Below are 25,020 nucleotides of genomic sequence, written 5' to 3' on the forward strand. Positions count from 1 at the left end.
CTTGACCTTGAAGTATACTTCAAGGTTTATTCTTTTTTTATCAAGAAATATTGGAGGCTGAATAATGAAATTAATGGAATGGATATTGGTACTTGTAACGATTGCCGCAGCGGTGTGTATACCCATGTATTCGAAGCGTCGGAAGCTCGTGGCAGGCATGTTTGCTGCCATGATATTGGCAGTGGCACTTCACGGCATATTGGATTCGTTCCGCGTGATGCTGCTGCCAACGTATCTTGTTGCAGGCATAATCTTCATCGTATTAATCATTAAGTTAGTGAAAGGGTATCGTAACAGAGTCACTGGGCAATTTGCAGAGAAGCAGAAACCGAAATGGCGTTCGTGGCTTCAACTCACGCTGGTTGGGATGCTGGCTCTGGTCTCCGGCGCCGGATCAGGACTGCTCACTTGGTATTTTCCAGCTTTTACAATGCCTGAGCCTACGGGGAAGTTTGCTATCGGTACGTTTTCTCAACAATTGGTGGATGAAACCCGTGAAGAGACGTTATCTCCCGAAAGCGGGGACAAACGGGAACTGATGATTAACGTGTGGTATCCGGTAAACCCGGAAGATGCGAAGGGGGTATCTCCTGAGTCTTACCCGTCTGAACTCGGAGAAGCAATTAGTCTGGTATTTGGCATCCCGCCTAAGGTGTTCAGCTACCTCGATACCATTCCGACACATGTGGTTAAAGGCGCAGCCATGTCAGACGCAAGCCGTTCTTATCCGGTGGTGCTGTTCTCTCCCGGTGTCCGCTCGGCCCGTTATCAGAGCATGACGCCATTGAAGAACTCGTAAGCCATGGCTATATTGTTGTAGGTATGGATCATCCTTATACCTCAGCTCGCGTTACCTTCCCCGATGGGCGTAAAGTGTCTTATGAAGCCGGGCCTGAATTTGCAACGTCAGAAGAACTGTATCAATATAATGTGGAGGGGGTAGGTATTCGTGCAGCAGATGCACGTTTTGTACTCGACACGCTTGAACAGTGGAACCTGAATGATCCCAATCAGGTGCTGGAGGGCAGGCTTGACCTGAATCATACAGGCATGATGGGGCATTCTTATGGCGGGGCTACAACAGTCGAAGCACTCGCACAGGATGATCGTTTACGTGCAGGACTCAGTCTGGAAGGCGGATTCTGGGGATCGGTATCCACGACAGCCCTGAAACAGCCGTTTATGTATATCATGTCTGGCGAAACGGCTAAAAGCTTCGATCCGAATGCTTCAGCCAAAGATAACGTGTTCTACCCTGAGTTTGAGCCTGATCTGGATCGAGTAATGACGAGTAGTCTTAATGATACCTATTATCTGATGGTGGAGAATTTCTTCCATCAGAGCTTTACGGATATTTCATTAATCTCACCGAAACTATTTGCCAGAGGCATGACGCCAGAACATAATGTGGATATAACAAGATCCTATGCGCTGGCATTCTTTGACCGTTATCTGAAAGGGGAAGAGCAGCCATTGCTGCAAGGATCTTCAGCACAATTTCCCGAGGCCACCTATGATGCCACATATACCAAGATACGCAACGAACAAACACAATAAATCCGCAGAAGGGTGGAGGCGTAGGCATGGAAACCATGACAAGAGGAACGTTGGCTAAGCGTACTGGTGTGAGTATGGCAACCCTCCGTTATTACGAAGATAGTGGAATTCTGCCTGCTCCCCGTCGTTCCTCCAACGGATATCGGGTGTATACCGAGGATTATCTGGTCAAAATTAAGTTCATTAAGGATGCCCAGTTGCTAGGTTACTCCTTAAAAGAGATACAAGAGACCCTGCAACTGCTCAGCCAGGAAGACATGGAAAAGGATACGTTAAAAACCCTTGTACGCGAACGCATCGCTGACATTCAGAAGCATATTGATCACCTGGAACAGATGCAGATTCATCTGGCACGACTGTTGCATACACCAGAGGACGATATCGACAATTATATTCAATCGTTCAGGGTGCAAAAGAAAGAGCCGTAATCGCGGCTCTTTTCCTGTTTAGGAGAAAACAGGCGTGGGATATTGAGCAGGGAATCGGAGATTTAAAACGAATACATAGTGTAGTTTGCCAATACATAATGATGGTTAACGTGATTTCAATAATTTCAATAATGAACTCACACCACAAAAGGAGTAACATTTTCTATGAGGGATTTACAAGGTTTTGTATCCGATTACATTAAGGGCAAGAAACATCTGCATCTTGAGATTGGCGTTATTACAAAGGAAGATATCGAATATCATTCATTAGGCAATCCCAAAAAGAAGAGCGCGGCTGCTCCTGAACACAGATTGTTTGAAATCGGCTCTGTAACCAAACTTTTTACATCGATCCTTCTGTTAGAATTGGAACGTGAACAGCAGCTTTCCACGGATGACACAGTTGGCAAGTACATACACAACGGTAAAAACGATTATTTGAATAAGGTTACCTTAAAAAGTCTTGCGACGCATACCTCTGGATTACCCGGAGTTGCCACAAACCTGTCCTCGAAGAAAAACCGATACAATCCGTATTCAAATTATACGGAGGATGATTTACTTGCTTTTTTATCGGATGCTGACTTTACGGATCAGATGGGTTCATTTGAGTATTCCAATACCGGCGTAGGCTTACTTGGCTATATCCTATGTAAAGTATCAGGAAGTACATATGACGATCTGCTGAAAAAATATATCACAGGTCCATTAAACATGACGGAGACAGCTGTTATGCTGAATGCAGACCAGAACGGCAGATTTGTGGATGGACATACGTCAACGGGGAAAAAGATGCCTCACTGGGATACTGGTGTACATGAAGGGGCAGGAGCGATCAAGTCATCTCTTCACGATATGTGTTTATTTGTACAGGCCAATCTGAATGAAGATCATCCGCCAGCCTCTGCAATACAACAAAGTCACATGCCTGTGATGATTGGAGATTCAACCCATCATTACGCCTGGTTTAGTGATAATATCTCAGATCAGAATATTCTCTGGCATAACGGTGGCACATTTGGTTTCTCCAGTTATTTGGCTATAAATAAGGAACAGAGTATAGGCGTTGTACTATTGTCCAATTATTGTTTTGGATCAGCCTCTATTGTGGATGAGTATCTGGATGCAATATTCAAGTTTATAACTAAAAAAGACCTTTATCCACTCATGCCGCTAGACCCTGTGGGTAATAAAATACTGGAAGTCATGATGCAGAGATAAAAAAACACCACGAACAGAGAGCACCTGAGGATGTACTTCGGGCGTTTTCTGTTCGTGGTTTCTTTTCGTTCTATTTTAATGGTCTTGATCATGACATACCCGCTTCACGCAGAAAATGGTGCACAATCTTCGTCTGATACTTGATACGGGTTGAGCGTTTCAGACTCCAACAGGTCTCCACCGTGACGGAACGGGCTTGTAATAGTCTTGAAGCCGCTGTACGGGCAGATCCAGGCAATTCATGCTGCTTGAGGTTAAAATGACGATCACGAATGGCAATCGACCGATTCATCCGTTCGATAACTCTTCTGCAAGCTGGAATCGTCCGACTGCCGGGATTGGTGATCAACGTCTGTCCAAGTACTCGTGAACTCAGTTGAGACAGGCCGTTGGCTTCATGCAGATCGAGCCACCAGTCGGCCCGATGTTCACGCGCCAGCTGAAAAACTGCCGCAGCGAGCGGATGTTTGGCCTTGCCTGACATACGGCGTGGAAACGTACGATTCAGATCTGGCTTGCCTCTGATTTTCTTTGCGCAGGCTTGCTGGTTCACGCGTGGCACGATAATTAACAGCCCTCGCTGAATGGCGTGACGACCTGTCGCAATATCATCTGCGAGTTTTTGCGCAGCGGCCATACTCGCCGTTTCATTCCCGTGAACCCCGGATGTAATGAACATCACGGGTCCCGGCATCATGCCACGTACGATGAAGTAGGGAGTAGCGTGTACGCTGGATGCTAGAAGGACATGTTTGGTCACAAGCATGACGCTTCACCTCCGTTATTACAGTACGCCATGTCCCTCTTTCATGTAACGGCGTAAGAACAGGTCTTCATCCTATTTACTCACAAAATGGGCCGACTAATACACCCGATGAATGATATCTTCGAAATCGGGTTCTTTCATCTCTACATCTTCAATCTCACCCCAGTGCTCCAACTGTTTCAGAATGTCCATTGTGCTCCATTCCTTCCGGTTCACTTCCACGGTGACAATCTGCCCTTCCACTCCTGTAATGTGTATCGCGGACGACACAACATCCGGGATGTGAAAAGCTCCTCGGAACGTTACCCGTATCAACGTAGGCAGTCCGATGGTTTCGCGAAGTGATGAGATCGTGCCGTCATATGTCAGTTGACCATGGTTAATCACCATGACCCGGCTGCATAACTGCTCAATGTCGTCCATGTCATGTGTGGTCAGCAAAATTGTTTTGCCAAACACTTCATTTAATGTACGTAAAAATTGACGAATATTCCGCTTTGCGTTCACATCCAGTCCAATTGTTGGTTCATCGAGAAAAAGCAGTTCGGGATCATGCAGCATGGAAGCTGCGAGATCCGCACGCATGCGTTGTCCAAGTGAGAGCTTACGGACAGGCGTGGCCCAGAACGATTCAAGGTCCAGCAGCTCGGCGAACTGGGACAGCCGTTTCTTTTTATCCTCGGCACGGACGCCGTACATCTCGGCCAGAATATCATATGAATCTTTCACGGGCAGATCCCACCAGAGCTGACTGCGCTGTCCAAATACAACGCCCAGTCGATCAACGGTTCTGCGCCTGTCCTGATGCGGATTCATACCGTCAAGCCTTACCTCACCCGAGGTTGGGTGCAGGATACCTGTCAGCATTTTGATCGTGGTAGACTTGCCGGCCCCGTTCGGACCGATGTAACCCACAAACTCACCTGGGCCGATATCAAAACTGATATCGCGTACCGCTTCCTTGGACACATACTCACGTGAAAATAACGTACGTAACCCGGAGAAACGTCCTTCGCGAATAACAGGGGTCTTGAATTCCTTTTGCAGATGCCGTGCTGTGATCATATTCATGATTCGTTTCCGCCTCCTTAGCTACCTGTACTTTGATATTTGGTCATGCCGAATTGCCAGAAACGCAGACTTGCAGCCAAGCTCAGTACGGCAACCGCAGCAACAGCAACAAGAATCCACGCTCCTCCTTCACCACGTAGCAGGTAGAGTGACGGAATGTAGTTGACGAATCCCACGGGAATCACCGTTAGCAGAATGCCAGACATCCATTTGGGATATAACGTTAGCGGATATTGGGCAGCCGTTCGTGCGGCATCTTCAGTGATCGTCTGTAATTCCTCGATACGTGTGGTCCAGAATCCGAGTGTGGCAGTAGCAAGTCCGATGGAAAAGAGAATGACTGCGCCCGTCAGGATAATGAGCAGGGAGAAGGGAATGGTTATCCAGCCAATCTGTCCGCTGTGCATCATGCCTGCCAATGACCAGCAGAGAATGAACCCGCCTTGCAGGACTTCCCCAGCCATGATGCGGAAGTTTTGCGGCAGCAGTGCCAGCAATACGGGCATGGGACGTGTTAACAGTTGATCAAGCTCACCATTAACCAGATATTTTTCCAGATGATGAACTTCGTTTCCGAATGTTCGATACAGTGTTTTGGATAACGTCATGATGGCAAAGAGATAACCGATCTCATGGAGGGACCAGCCTTTAATGGCTCCGAATTTGTGCAGCACCAGAGCAACCATCAGAAACTCGGAGATCTGAATTAAAGCGGCCAGTACGGACGCCATGATGAAATTGAACTTGTATTGCATCCGGCTGCGGATGCTTGTTCGAATCAGCATTTTATATAAATTGAACCAGGAAGTTCGCTTCATCCGCCTTGTACCTCCACTTTACGACGTAACACTTGGGTAATCGCAAGACAGATCAACGTCATAAAGACGCACCAAAGCAAGGTTCCCCATAACAAGGAGCCATCTTCGAAATCAAGATAGATTCGGGTAGGTACATAGAGCAGGAAAGGGTAGGGTGATATCCAGGCAAGTTGTTCAAGCCAGTCCGGTAGCCATTCCAGCGGAATGAAAAAACCAGCCAGCAGATTCATCATCGCGTGATTGCCCCAGTGAAGCCAAGAGGACTCCGTGGTCCACATCGACGTGGCACCAATAATGTAGTTCATGCAGATGGACAAGTATGCGGCGCCGGCAAGACCCAGTGCGGCATAAAATAGTGTTGAAACGTCTGAGGGCCAATGTAGGGAAAAGACAATGGAGAAGAGCAGGTAGATCGGAATACTTTTGTACACGAACTGGTAGGCAATCTGCCCCCATTCGCGTGCCATCAGGTGGGTGAACAGATGAACAGGCCTCATCAGATCCAGTGCGATCTGCCCTGTCCTGACGGATAAGGGAATACCCAATCCATTCGTGAGAAAACCCGAGATCCAGAGAGAGGATTGCGTGAACGCAATGTAACTAATCATCCCCTGTGTCCCGTATTCTCCGAGATTATGGTCGGCCCCGATGCCGATCCAGAGGCAGGCATACATGTAACCAAACATGGCGCTTGCCAAGTTATGTACCATGTGTGCCCCGCGGTATTGCAGATTCCGGGAGTAGGCTTTGGAAGCCAGAGTGAAATAAAGCATGTGACACCTCCGATAAGTGGATTGAACGGCGTTTCCGTTCACTTCAGTCAAGGCGAAAAAGAGAGAAGGAAAACAGCATACCAATTTATTCCTTCACAGGCAAGACATTTTTTTAGCTAATAATGGTATTAACAGGGGTGTTCATGATTGCGCCACAAGACAACGGTCTGTACGTTCATTTATAATTGAGAGGTAGTATCGCAAACGTTTACAATGTGAAATATTCAAATTTTAAATAAACCGCCGGGCTTGTGCCTGACGATTGAGGATACAGAACGAACAATCCGGCAAGAGAGAAGGATGTCATGAAGAAAATTGCATGGGTCACCGATAGTACCAGTACACTGGATCCCGTTTTTGCGGAGCAAAATCATATCTACATCGTACCGCTGCGCATCGTATTTGGAGAGGAATGTTACCGGGAAACCGATGACATTACATCTGAAATGTTCTATGAGAAACTTGCGGAGGCTTCACGTGCGAGCAGTTCGCAGCCACCCATTGGCGAATTCATTGAACTGTATGAGTCGCTCAAAGACAAGTACGATGAGATTATTACGATTCATTGCTCTACAGAGCTTAGCGGAACGCTGCATACGTCTATGCAGGCTGCAGAGATTGCAGGAGTGACGGTGACCGCAATTGATTCAAAGGCAGGTGCTTATCCTCACCGTGAGATGATTATGCAAGGACTGGAATGGCAGAAGCAGGGATGTTCAGCTGCCGAGATCAAAGTAAACATTGAACAGATGATTGATAACATGTCCTTTTACCTCATACCGGCCAGTCTTCAACATCTTCATCGCAGTGGACGGGTGTCCGGCACACAGCTGATCATCAGTCAACTGCTTAGGATCCATCTGCTGCTTCGATTTGAAGAAGGTAAAGTGGTTGTGAATGAGAAGATTCGCACGTTCAAGCGGACGAAAGATCGCATGCTGGATATGCTCAAGCTGGATATGGAAAAAGTAAAGCATGTGTGCATTATGCACGCGAACAATCAGGAAGAAGCCATTACAATTAAAAAACAAATTGCAGCTCTGCTGCCTAGATTAAAGACCGAAATCATGCCGTTTATCCCTGTGGTGAGTATCCATGCAGGTGCAGGAACCATTGGACTGTGTTGGATTCACAGTGAGAACGGATATAGAGAATAGAAGCACCAGCATTTATTTACAGACACTCATAGACCTGGCAGGAAACACACTTGATGTCAAAGTGTTGCTCCTGTCAGGTTTTTTCGTATGTCATTGCCAATTCAAACAAACTGTGAGGTAATAAAGAAAATGTTCATGTGGGAGGGAAACATGTGTTAAGTCACCGCTTGTTGCTTGTTGAAGATGATCGTTCAATTAGTGAGATGGTCGGGCCATACTTGGAAAAAGAGGGCTACGACGTCACTTATGCATATGACGGCTTAGAGGCAGAACGTCAGTTCAGCCAGTCACAACCGGGGTATGATCTGGTTATTCTGGATCTGATGCTGCCCCGCAAAAGTGGGATGGATGTGCTGCAAACCATTCGGGCAGTCAGTCTGGTGCCTGTGCTCATTCTGTCTGCGAAGGATGGGGAGGTGGACAAAGCGTTAGGTCTGGGCTTCGGCGCAGATGATTACTTGAGCAAACCTTTCTCGTTAATCGAACTGACTGCCCGCATCAAAGCTGCGATTCGCCGCGCCAATTATACCACTCCGCCTGTGGCTGAAGCGGCTAAAGATCAACGTATTCACATTGGAGGACTCGTAGTTGACATGGAGACGTACGAGGTGGAACGTGAAGGTACACCCGTCAAGCTGACATCCAAGGAATTTGGCATCCTGAAGCTGTTCGTTACCCATCCTGGCAAAGTGTTCACGAAGGCTCAGATCTACGCTTCCGTCTGGAACGATCATTATTATGGAGACGAAAATATCATTAACGTACATATGCGTCGTCTGCGTGAGAAACTGGAGGTAGATCCTTCGGCTCCCCAGTATATCAAGACACTCTGGGGCATCGGGTATAAGCTGGAGGCGGAGCAGGGATGACACTGATTTTTGCCATCACAACGGGTATTCTGGCCATTGCCTTCATTGTATTGTGGGTGAAATTCCGGAAAAGAAACCAACACCTGACCTATATTCATCAGAAAATATCCGATATTTTGGATCAAGGCACCTTTGAGCGCTTGCTTGTATTCAATAGTGATGACCAAGTCAGTCAGCTTTTGAAAGACATGAACCAGCTGCTGGACTATGCCCACCGCGCGAAGGCCGGTTATGCGAACCAGGAGAAGGAGATGCGTAATATGCTCTCCAACATTTCGCATGATCTGAAAACGCCGCTCACCGTTGTGCTGGGATATAGTGAGACCTTGCTGCACAGTCCATCACTGACCGATCAGGAACGGAAGATTATGACGGAGAAAATACAAGATAAAGCGCAGGAAGTGCTGCGTTTGATCCATTCCTTTTTTGATCTGGCGAAGCTGGAATCTGGAGATACGGAACTGGTGCTTAGTAGAGTAAATATAAGCGAATTATGCCGGTTGAAGATGCTTTCCTTTTATGAAATGTTGACGAATCTGGGATTGCACGTGGAGCTAGAGATACCTGCGGGTGATATCTTCGTGCAAGCGAATGAAGAAGCATTGGACCGTGTACTGGATAATCTCATTACCAATGGAATGAAATATGGAGCAGAGGGTAAGGTACTGGGACTTTCACTTAACCATTCGATAGGTGGACCTGTGACGCTACAGATCTGGGACCAGGGAAAAGGGATTCCTGAGAGCGAGCATGGTCGTGTGTTTGAACGCATGTATACACTGGAGGATTCCCGCAATCGACTTTATCAAGGCAGCGGCCTGGGTCTGACCATTACGAAACGGCTAGTTGAGCGGATGGGTGGAAGTATTCACTTGCATAGTGTGCCACATCAACGGACTGTATTTTCGGTTACCTTAAAGGCTTGGTAAACCCTGCATTGGCGTGTCTAGTCAGACTTAAGGTTTTTGTAAGATTTGATTAATAAAAAAGAAGACTTTTCTCTTTACAATATAGATATAGGAACCCGGACAGGGGACGTAAAGGAGAACAAGGACGATGAATTATATCGCACGAACAATAGATGTGACCAAAGTATATGAAGGGGTGGAGGTTGTATCCAACGTCAATATGAATATTAAGCAAGGTGAGATCTATGGATTCCTCGGTCCGAATGGTGCTGGTAAAACAACCATCATGAAGATGCTCACCAATCTCGTCAAACCAACCACAGGGGAGATAGAACTGTTTGGGGAGAAGCTTACGCCGACCTCTTATGAAGTGCTGAAGCGAATGGGCAGCATTATTGAATATCCTTTTTTCTACGATAGACTGTCTGCTCGCGAGAATCTGGAGCTTCACTGTGAATACATGGGGTTTCACAACAAAAAGATCATCAACAATACGATGGAAACGGTAGGGCTGAAGGATACAGGCAAGAAACCGGTCAAGGACTTCTCCTTGGGCATGAAGCAGAGGCTGGGACTGGCTCGTGCACTTATAACCACACCAGAACTGCTCATTCTGGATGAACCGATCAACGGATTGGACCCTGTAGGGATCCGGGAGATGCGTGATTTGTTCAAGCGCCTTAGCAATGAGTATCGCATTACCCTGCTGGTCTCCAGTCACATTCTTGGCGAGATAGAGCAGATTGCGGATACAGTTGGTGTCATTCGCGGCGGTCGCTTGGTGGAGGAAGTATCGATGGAGAGCATTCGTGGAAGTCAAAATGAGTACATCGAGTTACAGGCGGTGGATATCCGCAAAGCGACCTATGTCATTGAACACCAGCTGGGTTTGAGTAATTATAAACTGGTCAATGACCAAACGTTACGCATCTATGATCCGGGAATCATTCCATCGGAACTGAACACCAAGCTGATCCAACATGGCATTGAGATCGAATCGATATCCAAACGGGCTCACTCCCTGGAAGAACACTTCATGAAGCTTGTGAAAGGGGATGAAGACGTTGCTTAAACTAATCAGACTTGAGATGCGGAAGCACCGTTTTGCACGTAATTTTGCAGGTGCAGGTATCGCCAGTATAGCCATTCTTCTTTTCCTGATCATGATTGGATTCATGGATGTGGGAGCAGAAGATTATGCCTATGCCGATTACCAGACCGCCTTTATAATTATCGATACATTTGTGAGAGCGACCTTCATCATATTTGCAGGAGCTTTATTATCCAAGCTGGTGATCAGTGAGTATCGAAATAAAACCATGAACGTCATGTTCACCTATCCCATCCAGCGTCATAAAATCATCGCGGCCAAATTGATTATCGTGTTTGGTTTTACATTTGTGATGATTATGGTTACCGATCTGTTGATGGGTTCACTGCTGTTGATTGTTAATCAATTCTACTCCTTCATTCCTGAATCACTGAGCAATCGGGATATGTTGGGACTTCTGGTGAAGTACAGTATCAGTTCTTTATCGGCTGCGTGTATGGCACTCATTCCCCTATTCTTCGGTATGCGTAAGCATTCTGTTACAGCGACAATGGTCTCGTCCATTTTGCTAGTTTCGATTGTCTGCTCCGGATTCAACGGGTCGGAAGTTTCCATTCATTCGCTTATTATTATCCCTCTGACCCTTGGAGCAATAGGGATATGGATTGCTTCGATGTCCATGGTTCGTCTGGAGACAAAAGATGTGAACTGAATCATTCGGAAAACCATGCTCTGTATGGCTTCAGATGCCATTGACATCCGCTCGTACAAGGGATAGGATAATGTCAACTGAGACACGAAGGAGAATGCAACTACCATGACGATTCCAAAAACATTAACAATAGCTGGTTCGGACACGAGCGGCGGTGCAGGTATTCAAGCTGATTTGAAAACTTTTCAGGAGCTGGGTGTGTATGGCATGACCGTACTGACTACGGTTGTGGCAATGGAACCCGAAACATGGGATCACCAGGTCTTTCCTGTTGAATTAAATGTAGTTGAAGCACAGCTTCGCACTGTTCTGGACGGCATCGGTTTCGATGCCATGAAGACAGGTATGCTCGGTTCTGTAGATATTATTGAACTGGTAGCAAAACATATTCGCCGCAGCGGTCTGCCACAGATCGTTATCGATCCGGTAATGGTCTGCAAAGGTACAGATGAAGTACTGCAACCGGAAAATACGGAAGCGATGATCGAATTCCTGTTGCCAGGTGCCGATCTGGTTACACCTAATTTGTTCGAAGCATCCCAACTGGCGAAGAGTGGACCGATTCGCTCCAAGGAACAGATGGAAGCAGCGGCAGCAGCAATTCATGCCCATGGCTCGAAACATGTCCTGATTAAGGACAGAGGTGTCATTAGCCCGGGTAAAGCAATGGATCTACTCTATGATGGAACCAACTACGAATGGTTTGAAGCCGATGTTGTCGGCTCCGGATATACGCATGGTGCGGGCTGCACAACGTCTGCGGCGATTACCGCAGGATTGGCTCGTGGTCTTTCAGTGAAAGAGGCTGTTCGTGAAGGTAAAGCCTTCGTGACCAAAGCGATTGCTGGCGGATTCCCGCTGAACCGTTTTGTTGGTCCGACACTGCATGTGGCACACCGTCTGGAGCAACAACGTTAAGTGTTGCCAGGGAGCGCGCAGTAGCGCATCAATTCTGGATAACACACTTCGATTTCATTCAAGTAGCTGTCAATGAGCAGGAGCTTGCTCGTTGATGGCTTCTTTTTTATGCGAATTTTTATAAAAATTAGTAACTTTTGGCTTATATTAATCGTATATATCATGGGAGCATTCCAAAACGTATGGACACATGAACGACACATGGAATAGGTATGTTATCATCAGAAATCTAAAAAGGAGAGTCGGCCATGATCAGAACAGTGCTTCTGGTGGAAGATGAAAGCCGCATTCGTGAGATTGTGGCCGATTATTTCATAAAAGAACAATGGAACGTCATAGAAGCAGAACATGGAGTACAGGCATTGGAACTGTTGGCTCTGCATGAGGTGGATCTGGTTATTCTGGATGTTTTGATGCCTGAAATGGATGGATGGACGTTATGTGGGCATATTCGATCCCAATCCACCGTACCTATTATCATGCTGACTGCACGGTCCGAGGATGACGATAAAATTCATGGATTTCAGCTGGGCGTAGACGATTACTTTACCAAGCCGTTTAGTCCACGTGTGCTGGTTGCACGTGCAGAGACATTAATGAAGCGTGTTGAAGGTGCATTTGGACGAGAGCAGGGTGTGATTCGCTTCGGACAGGTAACCCTTGATCCATGGGCCAGACGCCTGGAGAAGGACGGAATTGAAGTGGAACTTGCACCAAAGGAATATGATCTTTTGCTTTATTTGGTACGTAATGCAGGCATTGTGTTGTCCCGGGATGCCATTTTGAATCGGATCTGGGGATTTGATTTTGAAGGGGACTCACGTGTTGTAGATACTCACATCAAGAAGTTGCGCAGCAAATTGGGTGATGAAGCCAGGTGTATCCGGACGGTGATTGGTACTGGATATCGTTTCGAGGCAGAAGCATGAGAAGAAATGGCGTAACGATGAAGCTTTTCCTGGTCATGGCAGGATGTCTGGTTCTTCTATATGGGACGACGGTTTTTGCCCAGTTGGTCTGGTTCCCCGACTTCTATCAGCATCAAAAGGTCAGCAGTATGAAGAAAAAGCTGTCCAAGTTCGAACAGCAATATTCCAATGGACACTGGAGTGATTTACAGCTAGCCAAGGAGACCGGGAAGTTCATGCGTCAGAATCAGTCACATCTGGTCATTCTGACGAATACCGGAAGACTGGTTAATGACCCGTTCCACATTACGTTGCTTCAAGAAGATGGAAGTCACGTAAAGGTGTCCTTGTCCTTGTTTATCAATAGTGAGAATGCTGGCTGGATTACATCCCATCTGAAATATGGGCAAGAACTGACGGTGAGAGGTCCGGCCAGCGAGTCCATGGTCTATCCATTCAAAATTCAGGATGCCACTTCTGCCGCATGGGGAACAGAAAGCTTTCAGGAATCAATTGAACCGGTAAAGGAATGGTCCGGGGTATTAACCGAGGTAGTTCTTCCCAATCTGGCAACGTGGAGTCAGAGGCAGGGACTGCTGGTGCAAGCACTGGATAGCCGGTTCCCGTTGTCCACCGAAGACCAACTGGCCTTGGCGAATGGCAAAATGCTCAATGAAGAATGGATGGATAGCTGGAGCGGTGTTCGCAATGTCATCACCATTGCTCCAGTGCATCGTTCCGGACCCGAGCAGCAACTGATCTTCTCGCTCACCTCTCTACAGGAGATGAGGGAAGCGAATGAGGCAACACGTTTGTTCTATGCGTATTTTGGCATAGGGGCATTTATATTGATTCTGTTGCTGGCGTTACTCCTGTCCCGAATTGTAACGAAGCCGCTCTTGGCCTTGAACCATGTCGCGAAGAAAATGTCTACGCTGGATTTCACGGTGAAATCACCCATCCGGCGTAATGATGAAATCGGCAGTTTGTCTAACAGCCTCAATGCCTTATCGGGAACCTTGGGTCAGACACTGGAAGAGCTGAGGCAGGCCAACACGCAGATGCGTACAGATATGGAAATGAAGCAGGAGATTGAACAGCGTCAGCGCAAGTTTTTTGCCGATGCATCACATGAACTTAAGACACCAATCAGCATTATTAAGGGATATTCTGAAGGGCTGAAGGATGGCGTGAGTGAGAGCAAACGGGAGCGTTACATTGAGATCATTGCCGATGAGGCGATCAAAATGGAAACGATGGTTGAAGAGATGCTGGATCTGGTGCGACTGGAATCCTCAGCGGTTCAATTGAATACGGATGCTGTTGCACTGGCTGACATGATTGAAGATATCGCCGGCCGTCTGGGTCCGCAACTGAAGGACAAAGGATTGGATGTGGTGCTTGTATCCACAACAGAACAGACGGTTGAGGGTGACCGAAGCAAGCTGGAGCAAGTTATTTTCAATATCATGATGAATGCTATACGTCATGCGATACCACATACCGATATAACTATTGAGATCAGCAGGCGTGAAGGTTTTGTCCATATTTCTATTGAAAACAAGGGCGAGCACATTGCTGAAGCTGAGCGGCAGTATATATGGGAGAGGTTCTATCGGGTAGAGCGCTCACGTAATCGTAAAATGGGGGGGACCGGGCTTGGTCTGGCCATTGCGAAGCAGATTCTTGATCTGCATGGGTGCAGTTATGGAGTGGAGAATACACCGGATGGAGTCCGTTTTTATATTATTTTTCCTAAAGCCTAGTACGAAAGGGAGTCAACTCTTATGAAGTCTTTACCATCGATTTTAACCTTGGGGAATCTGAGTTCAGGCATGCTGGCAGTCATTATGGCTATTCATGGTGAATTTGCCCTGGCTGTGATGATGATATGGGTAGCGATGTTCTTTGATCTGTTTGACGGATTTGCGGCTCGTAAATTGCATTGTGAGGGTGAGTTCGGCAAGTCCCTGGACTCGCTTGCGGATGTAGTTTCATTCGGAACAGCCCCTGTGCTGATTCTGTACTTGAATTCCATGATTGAAGTGAGTGTGCTGGGGATGGCCCTGACTGCATTGTTTCCGGTTTGCGGTGCTTTGCGTCTGGCCCGTTATAACTGTCAGAAGACACCAAGCAGTGGTTTTGTCGGGATGCCAATTACATTTGCGGGAGGTCTGATGTCCTTTTTCGCACTCTGGAGTCCTTATTTCACACATGGTGTAGCTTATCTTGTCATTATTGTATTATCCGGTCTCATGGTGAGCCAAATCCGATTCCCGTCTCTAAAACAAGTGCTAGCCTCACATGAGAAGGATATTGTGGAACCGAAATAAGGAGCGAGTCAGTATGGAATTTGCAAAAGAATTTATTGGTCAATATGGTTATTTCGCAATATACGGACTACTGGCTCTTGGCGTTATTGGCATGCCGATTCCGGATGAGGTGATGATGACTTTTGTCGGTTATCTCGCCTCCATCTCGGTATTGAATTACTCCGTATCCATCGCCGTCAGTTTCGGTGGCGCTTTTACCGGAGGGCTGCTTAGCTACATGATTGGCAAGAAAGCGGGCAGGCCGCTGGTTGAAAAATACGGCAAGTGGGTCGGCGTGAATGCCAAACGATTCAGCAGGGTGGAGTCGTGGTTCCTCAAATATGGGTATTGGTCCATCATCCTGGGTTACTTCATTCCAGGTATTCGTCATCTGATGTGCTGTTTCTCCGGTATTAGCAAGATGGCAATGGGCAGGTACGTTCTCGTATCGGGCATTGGTGCATTTGTATGGTGTGTTGTCTTTATCTCGATTGGTTTTTATGTTGGCGTGTTAACTTAAAATGGGACAGCCTGTTGGAACAACAGGCAAGGATGGAAGACCTCTTGAGTGTAAGGTGGTCTTTTTTTGTTTTTCTATGAAATCGAATGAGTAACGAATAAGGATTACTTTATAAAAACACAAAAAAAGCCGCTCTGACCATTTCCAACCTTCGCGTTGAAGGGGAGAATGGATCAAAGCGGCGTGTGCTTCACGACCGATATATTACATTTCTAGATCAAGTATAGCTTTAAATACGGAATGATTTCAATACTTTACCCGTTCAAATAGGATTCCTCAATCCCTTTTTCAACTTGCTTTTCCCCTTTTTTTCGTGCAAAGGTGATTTTGAGGAGTGGCGGAGTGACCAGTGTAGTAACAATAACCATGATCACAACGCTGGTAAAGTACTCCGAATCAAGCAATCCGGAAGCAAGTCCCGTCGAAGCGATAATTAGGGCAACTTCCCCTCTGGAAATCATGCCTGCCCCAATAGCCAGCGAAGAGGAACGGTTGAATCCCGTCAGTCGTGCACCGGCTCCACCACCGATAAGTTTGGTAACAATGGCGATAAGACTGATAACGACAATAAACCAAATCTGTGAACCCACACCATCAAAGGTGACATTTAAGCCGATACTAACAAAGAATACCGGGACAAAAATTCCGTAAGCAATCGGCTCGATTTTAGTTTCAACCTCATGTTTGAAGTTAGTTTGGGAGATTGCGATACCAGCGGCAAATGCTCCAATAATTCCAGCAACACCCATCCACTCTGCAAAGTAGGAGAAGCCAAAACAAATAATCAGTCCCGCAGTAATAACGGTCTCCGTTACCTTCAGTGGTGCCATCCACTTCATGATGCGTGGAACAAGGAACCAGCTGGCAGCGATAATAATAACAAAGAATAACAGCTTCTTGCCAATAAGCAGAGAAATCGAAGTGTCTCCTCCACCTGTGCCGAGCAAGCTCATCATGACGGCGAGCAGAACCACGACGAGCACATCATCCACAACGGCTGCACCCAGAATGGTGGTACCCTCCCGTGAACTCAGCTGATTCATATCCTTCAACGTCTGAACTGAGATACTGACGGAAGTAGCACAGAATAAAAGTCCAAAGAACAGCGCGTGTGTCTGTGACATACCAAATGCTATGGCCGAACCGTATCCCCCGACAAAAGGTAAAATAACACCACCGACGGCCACAGCAAAGGCCGCCTTCCAGTTTTTCTTCAACTGCTCCAGATCCGTTTCCAATCCGGCGATGAACATCAACAACAGTACCCCGATCTCAGCCATATAATGTACGAAATCACTTTGCTGAACCCAACCGAGAATTGCAGGCCCGAGGATGACACCCACAATCAGTTTCCCCAGAACCGATGGTTGACCCAATCTTACGGATAGATCACCAGCAAGTTTGGTAAAGATTAAAATAAGTGCAAGAACCAAAATAAATTCCATAGGTGTTCTTCCCTCCAGTAATAGCGTCTATAGGTTAACCAACCCAAGGGCGATCCATTCTCCGTTTTAAACAGATAAAAAGGCACAGAACGGCATCTGGAAAAGTGCCGTTCTGTGCCTCAAAAAGACAAAGAGGGGCCCTTGGTGACAGGCTCCTCCAGTTTCAACGCGTATATGATTAATTGCATTAATTATACCACAAATGTGGACTCGGGTAAATGGGAGCCGGTTTGGAATTGATTGAAAACGGCCGTAAAGGGGCATTTTATAGGGGAGTGCAGCGGTTTTTGTTCAGAGTGTTGTCACTTAACAGCCCGGAATTGGCGAGATATAATGATATAGAACATAGAAGTTAGGATATGAGGAGGATTTTGCATTGGGCAAAAATAACAAAGGGGAGCCGAACATTCCATCCCCGACGAGTAATAAAAATTTCGCAGGCATCATTATCACGATTTCCATTCTCGCTAATGTCATTATTTTATTATTGTTCTTCGCACCGTCGATTGGTTACAAAGGTGATGTAACCTTTGATATTACGGTGTTGCCGCGGTTTAATGCCGTGTTTAACAGCTTTACCTTCATCTTCCTGCTCGCAGCGCTTATTGCTATTATCAAGCGGAATGTGAAGCTGCACAAACGATTTATTCTTGCTGCATTCTCAACAACACTGTTATTCCTCGTGACCTATCTGACGTTTCATTACCTCTCACCAGAGACGTCCAAATACGGCGGCGAGGGCATCATTCGTTCGATCTATTTCTTCATTCTGATTACCCATAGTATACTGGCAGCCCTCATTGTCCCATTGGCGTTGTTCACACTTGTGTGGGGTTGGACGAATCAATTAAAGAAACACCGCAAAATTGCGCGTTGGACGATGCCAATCTGGCTGTACGTCAGTTCTACAGGTGTCGTAGTATACCTGATGATGGCACCATATTATTAATGTGATGAACGTTTCACTGTGCTAATTAGTTTGACTTGCGGGTAATGTTTCCATGGAAGGAGGATTCACTTTTATGTACAGAGTTGTTTTGATTCGCCATGGACAGAGCATGTGGAATGTAGAGAATCGTTTTACCGGATGGACAGATGTGGATCTGACGACGGATGGTTACTCCGAAGCTCGTAAAGCAGGGAAGATCATGAAGGAACAGGGATTTGATTTTGATTACGCCTATGCATCCGTGCTGAAACGTTCTATCCGGACACTCGATATTGCGCTGGATGAAATGGACCTCATGTGGATTCCCATTACGAAGACTTGGAAGCTGAATGAACGCCATTATGGTGCGCTGCAAGGACTGAATAAACAGCAGACTGCTCTGAAGTATGGGGAAGACCAAGTAAAGGAATGGAGACGATCCGTTAACGTATCTCCCCCGGCACTGGACCAAACCGATGACCGATATGTGCAGGATCTGGACAAGTACAAGCGGCTCGGATGTACCATCCCTTTTACGGAGAACCTGATGGATACCTCGAAGCGTGTACTGGAGTACTGGAATGCGGAGATTAAACCGATGGTGTCTGCTGGCAAAAGAGTGCTGATCTCTGCGCATGGTAACACGCTCCGTTCACTCGTCATGCATCTGGACCAATTGTCCGAAGCAGACGTGATGGCGCTCAATATCCCGACAGGCATTCCGCTTGTCTACGAATTGGATGAAGATTTGCATCCCATCGGACACTTTTATCTGACCGCCGATGGTTCGACCTACAAACATGAAGAAATGACCCATGTCGCAACGCCGTCCGATTAATTGGATGGTGAACGTCTAAGCCTCAACAGAGCAAGTGAAAGATGACCGCTGAATTGAATTCGGAGGTCATCTTTTTTTCTGCGATCAAGCCTGTACTTCGTTTCGTTTTGCTCCCACAGGGTAATTGTCAAATAAGACACGATGTACATTTATCCTGAAGGAGGAGAAGCACATGTCTAAAAGAAGAGGAATTATCATGACGGCTATCGGCGCAGGTGTGACTTATCTGATGAGGAACAAACAAGCAAGAGATAAGCTGTTTAGCACTGTCTCGGGTATGATGAAAAGCTCCAATTCGTCCAATGGAACAAGTAAAACCAGACCACGTGTGGAAGTGAAATAGATTGCGATAGTTCGTTTATCGCTTGAATTTAAATGATGATCATGAGAAACCTGGAGATGAAGTCGTTCCAGGTTTTTTTGTGCAGTTGAAAACTACCTTTTGTTTCCGTGAGGCATGCGATTTTTGGCAGCAAGAATGATACAATGGATACTTGCAGAACGTATGGAGGGAGATGCACATATGAAGAAAAATCGTCTGGGTACATCCGAACTGATGGTGTCTGAGATTGGGCTGGGATGTATGTCACTTGGAACTGAAATGGAGCACGCTGTGGGCCTGGTTCATGAGGCTCTGGATCATGGGGTCAATCTGCTGGATACAGCCGATCTGTACGACGCAGGGCGTAATGAAGAGATTGTAGGACAAGCTATTAAAGGGCGTCGGGACCAAGTCATTGTGGCAACCAAAGTAGGTAATCGTCGTATCCCCGGCAATGAGGGCTGGTCATGGGACCCGTCCAAAGCCTACATTAAGCAGGCTGTACATGAAAGTCTGAAGCGGTTGCAGACTGATTACATCGATCTGTATCAGCTGCATGGCGGGACCTTGGACGACCCCATCGAAGAGACGATCGAAGCGTTTGAGGAACTGAAGAAGGAAGGACTTATCCGATATTACGGAATTTCCTCCATTCGTCCCAATGTGATTCGGGAGTATGTAAAGAGGGCATCCATCGTCAGTGTGATGAACCAATACAGCATTGCTGACCGCAGAGCGGAAGAAAAAGTGCTGCCTTTATTGGAACAAAAGGGGATCAGCGTAATTGCCCGTGGGCCCGTAGCTAGCGGTGTGCTTACCGATTCCGGATCTGCCAAGGCAGACAAAGGTTATCTGGACTATACGCCAGAGCAACTATATACCATTCGGCAAGGGCTAAGTCGTCTTGTTACAGACCAACGCAGTATGGCTCAGACGGCTATTCGCTACGCGTTATCCCATCCTGCCGTAGCAGCTGTTGTCCCTGGTGCCAGTTCAAGAGAACAGTTACTGCACAATATTGCTGCTTCGAATTCGCCTGAACTCACCGCTGCGGAAATTCAGGAAATACGAGAGCTCTGTCCCGCTAATCTGTACAAGCAGCATCGTTAACTCTATTAAGCCTATTTTCAATTGTAACTATACGAGGTACAATGAAGATCAGCCAAAAAAGGAACATATAAGGGAGAGAAGACATATGGAAAGAATTCAAAGTGAACAACAGTATTTGGATACAATTAACTCTGATGGTTTTACCGTCATTAAATTTGATACAACCTGGTGTCCGGATTGCAAAAACCTGGATCGTTTTATCGGGGATGTTATCGATCAACATACGGATAAAACCTTCTATGCCCTGGATGCAGAGAAGTTCCAGCCGTTTGCCGAAGAGAATGGTGTACGCGGCATTCCAAGCCTGCTCGTCTTCCAGAACGGCAAGAAAATTGCACATCTGCATAGCAAATGGGCTAAAACACCTGCTCAAATCTCCGAGTATCTGGAGACGCTTGAATCCAAAGTTTAAGCGTACGAAGGCTCAGCAGTTTGGTTAATTAACTTAGCTAAGAAGACCCCTTCTTGTCCTGTGACAGGAAGGGGTTTTTCTGTTTCATTCCAGCACGCATGATGTGCATTCAAATGTGCATTCGAAAAACTGAAGTTGAGAAACAACGCTTGTTTAGAATTTGTTCAGTGCTCCCATGTATACTGTGAGAACAAACTGAATATTTGGAGTGAACAAGATCCGTATGAAGAATGAAATTTTTGAAGAAATGCACCAATTAAGTCACAATGATGACCGGAGATATCGATTGTTGATGATTGGAGTGAAACAACTGCTGCAGGAACAAAAGGAGAATAGATATAATCTGCGTGAGAGATTGAAGAGTCGAAAGAAACTCCGGAACATTCAAGTAAAAGAGTGGTACTAGCCAGACTGCTTTTCAGAAGTGAACATAAATATGAATGTCCATGATACATAGTAAACCTATTCGGTATCACTGATGATCCAACTCAGCAAAGAAGGAAGTAATGAAGAGTTAGACTTCTTCTAATTACAGATATTCCTGTCTCTGAAGCAGCAACAGAATCGTGAAGCAACAGAAACATAGCCCAGAATATAAAATATGGCGGCCTCGCTTCCCAAGGGAATGTGAGGCCGCCATTGATTTTGCCTGTCTAATTACTTGAATTGTAATGCTTACATCAAAATAATAAAGAACACGGCTGCCAAGACAAAGCGATACACAGCAAAGACGGTCAGGCTCAATTTTTTCAAAATGGACAGGAACGTCTTGATCGCAAGCATGGCGACGATGAAAGCAGCGATGAATCCAATCGCAAAGATTGGGAAATCACTGCCGTTCAGGTGATCGATACTTTTGTACAGGTCATATCCCGTAGCACCAATCATAATTGGCACAGACACAAGGAATGTGAACTCCGCAGCGGCTACACGGCTTACCCCTGCAAAGAGACCGCCTGAGATCGTTGACCCGGAACGAGAGAAGCCTGGCCACAATGCCAAGATCTGAAATATACCCACCGCGAATGCCTGTTTGTAGGAAATATCATCGACATCATGGGTAGTAATCCGCCCACTCTTACGGCTCCAGCGTTCGGCCACGATCATTAATATACCACCTATAACGAGGCTGTACAGCACTGTTTCCGGACCAAACAAATGTGCTTTGATCCAGTCGCGGAATACAAGTCCGATGACTACGGCAGGAACCATCGCCAGGAAGATATGTCCCAGATTGAGGCGGCGGGAGTAAGGTCTGCTCCCTCCGGTGAAGCGGAACATATCAATGAATTTGTTCCAGTACAGTACAACAACAGCAAGTACAGCTCCGAGTTGAACAACCACCTCAAACGTTTTGACTGACTCGTTGTCCTCCGATAAACCCAGCAAGTGGGCAGTCAGAATCATGTGTCCAGTAGAGGACACGGGCAAAAACTCAGTCAAACCCTCGATGATGCCCATAATAATGGATGATATAATGTCCAATTCTCTTCCTCCTTGAAATGCAGGTGACAGCACAGGCTGTCCTGCTTGACCATGCCTGTTCATTTGAACAAGGCTATCACCTATTATGATCACAAATGCACTCAACTTCAACTTATGCTTGTAACCATTTGTTTAAAACTATATTGACAAAAACCTAGTTATCCCATAGGATATAACTTAACTGACTGACTGATCAATCGGGAGGGTTACGTGAATGACCAAAATCAACGGTTTGGAACCCGGTGAAGAACGCCGGGACCAAATAATACGCATAGCGATGGAGCGTTTTGCAACCCAAGGCTACCATCAGACGAAAATTTCCGATATCGTCCGCGAGGCTGGTGTGGCGCAAGGGACGTTCTACTGGCACTTCAAGAGTAAAGAAGCCATTGCTTCGGAGATTGTCTTAACGGGCAAGGAGGAGTTGCTTGAGGCGATTGGACAAGGGTACCGCAAGGATGCCGGATCGGTAGAGGATATGGTGAAAGCATCGGAAAGGCTGTTCACCGACATGTTTTCTTTTGCTGCAAAGAACCGTTATTTTATGGAACTGTTGCTCAAAGGTATCGTGACGGAAGAATCCGTACAACGCCTGGTCGAGGAGACACGTAATGCTGTCGAAACGGCGTTTCGTCACAATATGGAACGTGCCATCGAACTCGGCATGTTGCCTAAGGGCATGGATGTACCGCTTCGAGCAGCACTACTGGTAAGCATGATTGAAGGCATGATATCACGCTGGTTGTTCGGTTCCGATGAGTTGCACAGCAAGTTCTCAGCCATGACAGCTTCATCGCTGGCAGCTGAGGCAGCAAGCTTTGAGTTTTACGGACTGCTAGGCACATAAGATTCACATGATTAAACAAATAGCAGGGAATAATGGGTACAACTGCGGTTTAGTCACAATAAAGTAACCAAATGTACACCCAGATTAATACACGACTGAGAGGAAGTTAACGTAATGAACAAAACATATGGATCGAAAACTCGTAAAGGCTGGTCTTTGACAGCAATTCTGCTGATGACCGTGCTGGTACTTAGTGCTTGTGGAAGTAAGGCAACAGATGGTGGAAGCACAAATGGTGCACAGGCAAGCAATGAACTGGAGCAGATCAAGTCTGCTGGCGTTATTAAAGTGGGCATGATGGGCACATACGCACCGTACAACTTCCTGAACGATAAGAAAGAAATGGACGGCTACGATGCCGATATCGCACGTGAAGTTGCGAAGCGTCTGGGTGTAGAGGTTGAGTTTGTATCCCAAGAGTTCTCCGGTCTGACACCAAGTCTGCAAGCGAAGAAGCTTGATGCCATTATCAGCCAAATGACAATTACCGATGATCGTAAGAAAGTACTGGATTTCAGTGATCCGTATATTACGAACCAAGTTAAAATTATTGTAAAAGAAGACAATAACGATATTACCAAGCTGGAAGACTTCAAAGGAAAAACGATTGGCGTAGGTCTGGGTACAAATGATGAATCATATCTGCGTAATGAAGTGTTGCCAAAAGTGGGAGACTTCACGATCAAAACTTATGACGATGTCATCTCTTCACTCAAAGACCTGAATGCTGGGCGGATTGACGCAACAATTAACAATATGTACGCTCTGAAACCGATTGTGGATGCCAACGGATTGAATATCAAAGCTGTAGGTGAAGCTATTAAGAGTGACCAGGCAGGTATTGCTGTTCGCAAAGACAATCCGGAACTCGTAGCAGCACTGAATGATGCTCTCAAAGGCATGAAAGATGATGGCACGTACAATACCATTTTCAAAAAATGGTTTGGTGAAGAGCCTGCGCAATAATGAACCTGCAAGGCGAAGGGAAGATTTGACCCATGGAACTGGTATTTGAGAATATCCCCTTCTTTCTGAAGGGGGCTTACTATACGCTGTATGTAACTGTGATCTCTATGTTTTTTGCGTTCATCATCGGGGTGCTTGTTGCGATTGCTCGTCTGAAGGGACCGATGTGGCTTAGGTTGATCGCAAGGTTTTATGTATCCATCATGCGGGGAACCCCGCTGCTGGTGCAATTATTCGTTATTTATTACGGATTGGTCGATTATGGAGTGACCTTGGGATCACTCACGGCTGCCTGTTTGGGACTGAGTCTGAACGCAGGTGCATTTCTCTCAGAGACCTTCCGTGGAGCTATTCAGGCTGTACCAAAAGGACAGACAGAAGCTGCATATGCAACGGGAATGACCCCGGCTCAAGCAATGAGACGGATTATCTTCCCGCAGGCTGTGCGTATTGCCATCCCGCCGATGGGTAACACCTTTATTGGCATGTTGAAGGAAACATCACTTGTGGCGGCCATCGGTGTTACCGAGTTGTTGCGTTCAGCACAGCTGCTGGTATCACAATATGCATTGAACATGCCATTTTATCTGGCCATCGGTGTGATCTACTGGATTATGAGTATCGGCTTCTCGGCCATTCTGGAACAAGTGGAGCGCCGGTTGGCCCGGGCTTACTGAT

29 protein-coding genes are annotated in these 25,020 nt (G+C 46.5%); 23 read left to right on the forward strand and 6 right to left on the reverse strand.

Annotated features, from left to right (window positions below; translation table 11 throughout):
- Window positions 1-64 precede the first annotated feature (64 nt).
- The 4 genes from BLS69_RS32810 to BLS69_RS28005 all read left to right on the forward strand — a co-directional run bounded on the left by BLS69_RS32810 (window position 65) and on the right by BLS69_RS28005 (window position 3,206).
- Window positions 65-799 (forward strand): hypothetical protein, encoded by a 735-nt coding sequence (locus tag BLS69_RS32810; protein WP_256332443.1) that lies wholly within the window; start codon window positions 65-67, stop codon window positions 797-799.
- A gap of 23 nt (window positions 800-822) precedes the next feature.
- Window positions 823-1,557, forward strand: coding sequence for an alpha/beta hydrolase family protein (locus tag BLS69_RS32815; protein WP_256332444.1), 735 nt, complete (start codon window positions 823-825; stop codon window positions 1,555-1,557).
- A gap of 26 nt (window positions 1,558-1,583) precedes the next feature.
- Window positions 1,584-1,985, forward strand: coding sequence for a MerR family transcriptional regulator (locus BLS69_RS28000; RefSeq protein ID WP_017692184.1), 402 nt, complete (start codon window positions 1,584-1,586; stop codon window positions 1,983-1,985).
- A gap of 165 nt (window positions 1,986-2,150) precedes the next feature.
- Window positions 2,151-3,206: a serine hydrolase domain-containing protein gene (locus tag BLS69_RS28005; protein WP_091038473.1), complete on the forward strand. Its 1,056-nt coding sequence runs from the start codon at window positions 2,151-2,153 to the stop codon at window positions 3,204-3,206.
- 88 nt (window positions 3,207-3,294) lie between these two features.
- Here the strand turns inward: BLS69_RS28005 and BLS69_RS28010 are convergent, their stop codons facing one another.
- From BLS69_RS28010 to BLS69_RS28025, 4 genes are all read right to left on the reverse strand, one after another.
- The gene (locus BLS69_RS28010; protein WP_091038474.1) at window positions 3,295-3,972 is read right to left on the reverse strand and encodes a M14 family metallopeptidase; all 678 of its coding nucleotides are present in this window, start codon (window positions 3,970-3,972) and stop codon (window positions 3,295-3,297) included.
- Between the two features lie 96 nt (window positions 3,973-4,068).
- A complete protein-coding gene (locus tag BLS69_RS28015) occupies window positions 4,069-5,037 on the reverse strand; it encodes an ABC transporter ATP-binding protein (protein ID WP_091038601.1) in 969 nt (322 codons plus the stop codon).
- 23 nt (window positions 5,038-5,060) lie between these two features.
- Entirely contained in the window at window positions 5,061-5,861 is an 801-nt protein-coding gene (locus BLS69_RS28020; protein WP_091038476.1) for an ABC transporter permease, read from the reverse strand.
- The gene (locus tag BLS69_RS28025; RefSeq protein ID WP_091038478.1) at window positions 5,858-6,634 is read right to left on the reverse strand and encodes an ABC transporter permease; all 777 of its coding nucleotides are present in this window, start codon (window positions 6,632-6,634) and stop codon (window positions 5,858-5,860) included. Before BLS69_RS28025 ends, BLS69_RS28020 begins: the two co-directional genes overlap by 4 nt.
- A gap of 305 nt (window positions 6,635-6,939) precedes the next feature.
- Here BLS69_RS28025 and BLS69_RS28030 point away from each other — a divergent pair, with 305 nt between their 5' ends.
- The 10 genes from BLS69_RS28030 to BLS69_RS28075 all read left to right on the forward strand — a co-directional run bounded on the left by BLS69_RS28030 (window position 6,940) and on the right by BLS69_RS28075 (window position 15,989).
- Window positions 6,940-7,791: a DegV family protein gene (locus tag BLS69_RS28030; RefSeq protein WP_091038479.1), complete on the forward strand. Its 852-nt coding sequence runs from the start codon at window positions 6,940-6,942 to the stop codon at window positions 7,789-7,791.
- A gap of 203 nt (window positions 7,792-7,994) precedes the next feature.
- Window positions 7,995-8,660, forward strand: coding sequence for a response regulator transcription factor (locus tag BLS69_RS28035; protein WP_371129107.1), 666 nt, complete (start codon window positions 7,995-7,997; stop codon window positions 8,658-8,660).
- The gene (locus tag BLS69_RS28040) at window positions 8,657-9,589 is read left to right on the forward strand and encodes a sensor histidine kinase (protein WP_091038483.1); all 933 of its coding nucleotides are present in this window, start codon (window positions 8,657-8,659) and stop codon (window positions 9,587-9,589) included. Before BLS69_RS28035 ends, BLS69_RS28040 begins: the two co-directional genes overlap by 4 nt.
- Before the next feature lie 127 nt (window positions 9,590-9,716).
- Window positions 9,717-10,640, forward strand: a complete 924-nt coding sequence (locus BLS69_RS28045; RefSeq protein ID WP_091038484.1) for an ABC transporter ATP-binding protein — start codon at window positions 9,717-9,719, stop codon at window positions 10,638-10,640.
- Entirely contained in the window at window positions 10,633-11,331 is a 699-nt protein-coding gene (locus tag BLS69_RS28050; protein ID WP_176873100.1) for an ABC transporter permease, read from the forward strand. The genes BLS69_RS28045 and BLS69_RS28050 overlap by 8 nt, the downstream gene beginning before the upstream one ends.
- Before the next feature lie 105 nt (window positions 11,332-11,436).
- Complete coding sequence (thiD, locus tag BLS69_RS28055; protein WP_017692191.1) at window positions 11,437-12,249, forward strand: bifunctional hydroxymethylpyrimidine kinase/phosphomethylpyrimidine kinase; 813 nt, start codon at window positions 11,437-11,439, stop codon at window positions 12,247-12,249.
- Between the two features lie 248 nt (window positions 12,250-12,497).
- Window positions 12,498-13,178: a response regulator transcription factor gene (locus BLS69_RS28060; protein ID WP_091038486.1), complete on the forward strand. Its 681-nt coding sequence runs from the start codon at window positions 12,498-12,500 to the stop codon at window positions 13,176-13,178.
- Window positions 13,175-14,923 carry a sensor histidine kinase gene (locus tag BLS69_RS28065; RefSeq protein WP_091038487.1) on the forward strand — a complete coding sequence of 583 codons (1,749 nt, stop codon included), beginning with the start codon at window positions 13,175-13,177 and terminating at the stop codon, window positions 14,921-14,923. The genes BLS69_RS28060 and BLS69_RS28065 overlap by 4 nt, the downstream gene beginning before the upstream one ends.
- A gap of 21 nt (window positions 14,924-14,944) precedes the next feature.
- Window positions 14,945-15,490: a CDP-diacylglycerol--serine O-phosphatidyltransferase gene (gene pssA / locus BLS69_RS28070; protein WP_091038489.1), complete on the forward strand. Its 546-nt coding sequence runs from the start codon at window positions 14,945-14,947 to the stop codon at window positions 15,488-15,490.
- Window positions 15,491-15,503: 13 nt separating this feature from the next.
- A complete protein-coding gene (locus BLS69_RS28075; protein WP_062836407.1) occupies window positions 15,504-15,989 on the forward strand; it encodes a DedA family protein in 486 nt (161 codons plus the stop codon).
- 254 nt (window positions 15,990-16,243) lie between these two features.
- Here the strand turns inward: BLS69_RS28075 and BLS69_RS28080 are convergent, their stop codons facing one another.
- Complete coding sequence (locus BLS69_RS28080; RefSeq protein ID WP_091038491.1) at window positions 16,244-17,434, reverse strand: cation:proton antiporter; 1,191 nt, start codon at window positions 17,432-17,434, stop codon at window positions 16,244-16,246.
- Window positions 17,435-17,810: 376 nt separating this feature from the next.
- Between BLS69_RS28080 and BLS69_RS28085 the strand changes: the two genes are divergently transcribed.
- The 6 genes from BLS69_RS28085 (at window position 17,811) to BLS69_RS28105 (ending at window position 21,450) form a co-directional block, all read left to right on the forward strand.
- A complete protein-coding gene (locus BLS69_RS28085; RefSeq protein ID WP_017692198.1) occupies window positions 17,811-18,383 on the forward strand; it encodes a DUF420 domain-containing protein in 573 nt (190 codons plus the stop codon).
- Window positions 18,384-18,456: 73 nt separating this feature from the next.
- A complete protein-coding gene (gene gpmA, locus BLS69_RS28090; RefSeq protein WP_091038493.1) occupies window positions 18,457-19,200 on the forward strand; it encodes a 2,3-diphosphoglycerate-dependent phosphoglycerate mutase in 744 nt (247 codons plus the stop codon).
- Between the two features lie 172 nt (window positions 19,201-19,372).
- Window positions 19,373-19,543 carry a hypothetical protein gene (locus BLS69_RS32350; protein WP_176873103.1) on the forward strand — a complete coding sequence of 57 codons (171 nt, stop codon included), beginning with the start codon at window positions 19,373-19,375 and terminating at the stop codon, window positions 19,541-19,543.
- 180 nt (window positions 19,544-19,723) lie between these two features.
- Window positions 19,724-20,632, forward strand: coding sequence for an aldo/keto reductase (locus BLS69_RS28095; protein ID WP_091038494.1), 909 nt, complete (start codon window positions 19,724-19,726; stop codon window positions 20,630-20,632).
- 85 nt (window positions 20,633-20,717) lie between these two features.
- Window positions 20,718-21,044, forward strand: a complete 327-nt coding sequence (locus BLS69_RS28100; RefSeq protein WP_017692202.1) for a thioredoxin family protein — start codon at window positions 20,718-20,720, stop codon at window positions 21,042-21,044.
- 223 nt (window positions 21,045-21,267) lie between these two features.
- Complete coding sequence (locus BLS69_RS28105; RefSeq protein WP_091038496.1) at window positions 21,268-21,450, forward strand: hypothetical protein; 183 nt, start codon at window positions 21,268-21,270, stop codon at window positions 21,448-21,450.
- 269 nt (window positions 21,451-21,719) lie between these two features.
- Here the strand turns inward: BLS69_RS28105 and bacA are convergent, their stop codons facing one another.
- Window positions 21,720-22,529 carry an undecaprenyl-diphosphate phosphatase gene (gene bacA / locus BLS69_RS28110; RefSeq protein ID WP_017692204.1) on the reverse strand — a complete coding sequence of 270 codons (810 nt, stop codon included), beginning with the start codon at window positions 22,527-22,529 and terminating at the stop codon, window positions 21,720-21,722.
- A 214-nt stretch (window positions 22,530-22,743) separates the two neighbouring features.
- On the opposite strand from bacA, the gene BLS69_RS28115 reads away from it, so the two are divergent.
- The 3 genes from BLS69_RS28115 (at window position 22,744) to BLS69_RS28125 (ending at window position 25,019) form a co-directional block, all read left to right on the forward strand.
- Window positions 22,744-23,376 (forward strand): TetR/AcrR family transcriptional regulator, encoded by a 633-nt coding sequence (locus tag BLS69_RS28115; RefSeq protein WP_091038498.1) that lies wholly within the window; start codon window positions 22,744-22,746, stop codon window positions 23,374-23,376.
- Between the two features lie 114 nt (window positions 23,377-23,490).
- Window positions 23,491-24,342: a substrate-binding periplasmic protein gene (locus BLS69_RS28120; protein WP_091038500.1), complete on the forward strand. Its 852-nt coding sequence runs from the start codon at window positions 23,491-23,493 to the stop codon at window positions 24,340-24,342.
- A 32-nt stretch (window positions 24,343-24,374) separates the two neighbouring features.
- A complete protein-coding gene (locus BLS69_RS28125; RefSeq protein ID WP_017692207.1) occupies window positions 24,375-25,019 on the forward strand; it encodes an amino acid ABC transporter permease in 645 nt (214 codons plus the stop codon).
- Window position 25,020 lies beyond the last annotated feature (1 nt).

This window comes from Paenibacillus sp. CF095 (assembly GCF_900101225.1).
In the GTDB taxonomy this organism is placed as follows: domain Bacteria; phylum Bacillota; class Bacilli; order Paenibacillales; family Paenibacillaceae; genus Paenibacillus.

Excerpts from the sequence above, each read along its gene's own strand:
- BLS69_RS32810 (WP_256332443.1), top strand. The coding sequence starts at position 65 with ATGAAATTAATGGAATGGATATTGGTACTTGTAACGATTGCCGCAGCG.
- BLS69_RS32815 (WP_256332444.1), top strand. The coding sequence starts at position 823 with ATGGATCATCCTTATACCTCAGCTCGCGTTACCTTCCCCGATGGGCGT.
- BLS69_RS28000 (WP_017692184.1), top strand. The coding sequence starts at position 1,584 with ATGGAAACCATGACAAGAGGAACGTTGGCTAAGCGTACTGGTGTGAGT.
- BLS69_RS28005 (WP_091038473.1), top strand. The coding sequence starts at position 2,151 with ATGAGGGATTTACAAGGTTTTGTATCCGATTACATTAAGGGCAAGAAA.
- BLS69_RS28010 (WP_091038474.1), bottom strand. The coding sequence starts at position 3,972 with ATGCTTGTGACCAAACATGTCCTTCTAGCATCCAGCGTACACGCTACT.
- BLS69_RS28015 (WP_091038601.1), bottom strand. The coding sequence starts at position 5,037 with ATGATCACAGCACGGCATCTGCAAAAGGAATTCAAGACCCCTGTTATT.
- BLS69_RS28020 (WP_091038476.1), bottom strand. The coding sequence starts at position 5,861 with ATGAAGCGAACTTCCTGGTTCAATTTATATAAAATGCTGATTCGAACA.
- BLS69_RS28025 (WP_091038478.1), bottom strand. The coding sequence starts at position 6,634 with ATGCTTTATTTCACTCTGGCTTCCAAAGCCTACTCCCGGAATCTGCAA.
- BLS69_RS28030 (WP_091038479.1), top strand. The coding sequence starts at position 6,940 with ATGAAGAAAATTGCATGGGTCACCGATAGTACCAGTACACTGGATCCC.
- BLS69_RS28035 (WP_371129107.1), top strand. The coding sequence starts at position 7,995 with ATGGTCGGGCCATACTTGGAAAAAGAGGGCTACGACGTCACTTATGCA.
- BLS69_RS28040 (WP_091038483.1), top strand. The coding sequence starts at position 8,657 with ATGACACTGATTTTTGCCATCACAACGGGTATTCTGGCCATTGCCTTC.
- BLS69_RS28045 (WP_091038484.1), top strand. The coding sequence starts at position 9,717 with ATGAATTATATCGCACGAACAATAGATGTGACCAAAGTATATGAAGGG.
- thiD (WP_017692191.1), top strand. The coding sequence starts at position 11,437 with ATGACGATTCCAAAAACATTAACAATAGCTGGTTCGGACACGAGCGGC.
- BLS69_RS28060 (WP_091038486.1), top strand. The coding sequence starts at position 12,498 with ATGATCAGAACAGTGCTTCTGGTGGAAGATGAAAGCCGCATTCGTGAG.
- BLS69_RS28065 (WP_091038487.1), top strand. The coding sequence starts at position 13,175 with ATGAGAAGAAATGGCGTAACGATGAAGCTTTTCCTGGTCATGGCAGGA.
- pssA (WP_091038489.1), top strand. The coding sequence starts at position 14,945 with ATGAAGTCTTTACCATCGATTTTAACCTTGGGGAATCTGAGTTCAGGC.
- BLS69_RS28075 (WP_062836407.1), top strand. The coding sequence starts at position 15,504 with ATGGAATTTGCAAAAGAATTTATTGGTCAATATGGTTATTTCGCAATA.
- BLS69_RS28080 (WP_091038491.1), bottom strand. The coding sequence starts at position 17,434 with ATGGAATTTATTTTGGTTCTTGCACTTATTTTAATCTTTACCAAACTT.
- gpmA (WP_091038493.1), top strand. The coding sequence starts at position 18,457 with ATGTACAGAGTTGTTTTGATTCGCCATGGACAGAGCATGTGGAATGTA.
- BLS69_RS32350 (WP_176873103.1), top strand. The coding sequence starts at position 19,373 with ATGTCTAAAAGAAGAGGAATTATCATGACGGCTATCGGCGCAGGTGTG.
- BLS69_RS28095 (WP_091038494.1), top strand. The coding sequence starts at position 19,724 with ATGAAGAAAAATCGTCTGGGTACATCCGAACTGATGGTGTCTGAGATT.
- BLS69_RS28100 (WP_017692202.1), top strand. The coding sequence starts at position 20,718 with ATGGAAAGAATTCAAAGTGAACAACAGTATTTGGATACAATTAACTCT.
- BLS69_RS28105 (WP_091038496.1), top strand. The coding sequence starts at position 21,268 with ATGAAGAATGAAATTTTTGAAGAAATGCACCAATTAAGTCACAATGAT.
- BLS69_RS28115 (WP_091038498.1), top strand. The coding sequence starts at position 22,744 with ATGACCAAAATCAACGGTTTGGAACCCGGTGAAGAACGCCGGGACCAA.
- BLS69_RS28120 (WP_091038500.1), top strand. The coding sequence starts at position 23,491 with ATGAACAAAACATATGGATCGAAAACTCGTAAAGGCTGGTCTTTGACA.
- BLS69_RS28125 (WP_017692207.1), top strand. The coding sequence starts at position 24,375 with ATGGAACTGGTATTTGAGAATATCCCCTTCTTTCTGAAGGGGGCTTAC.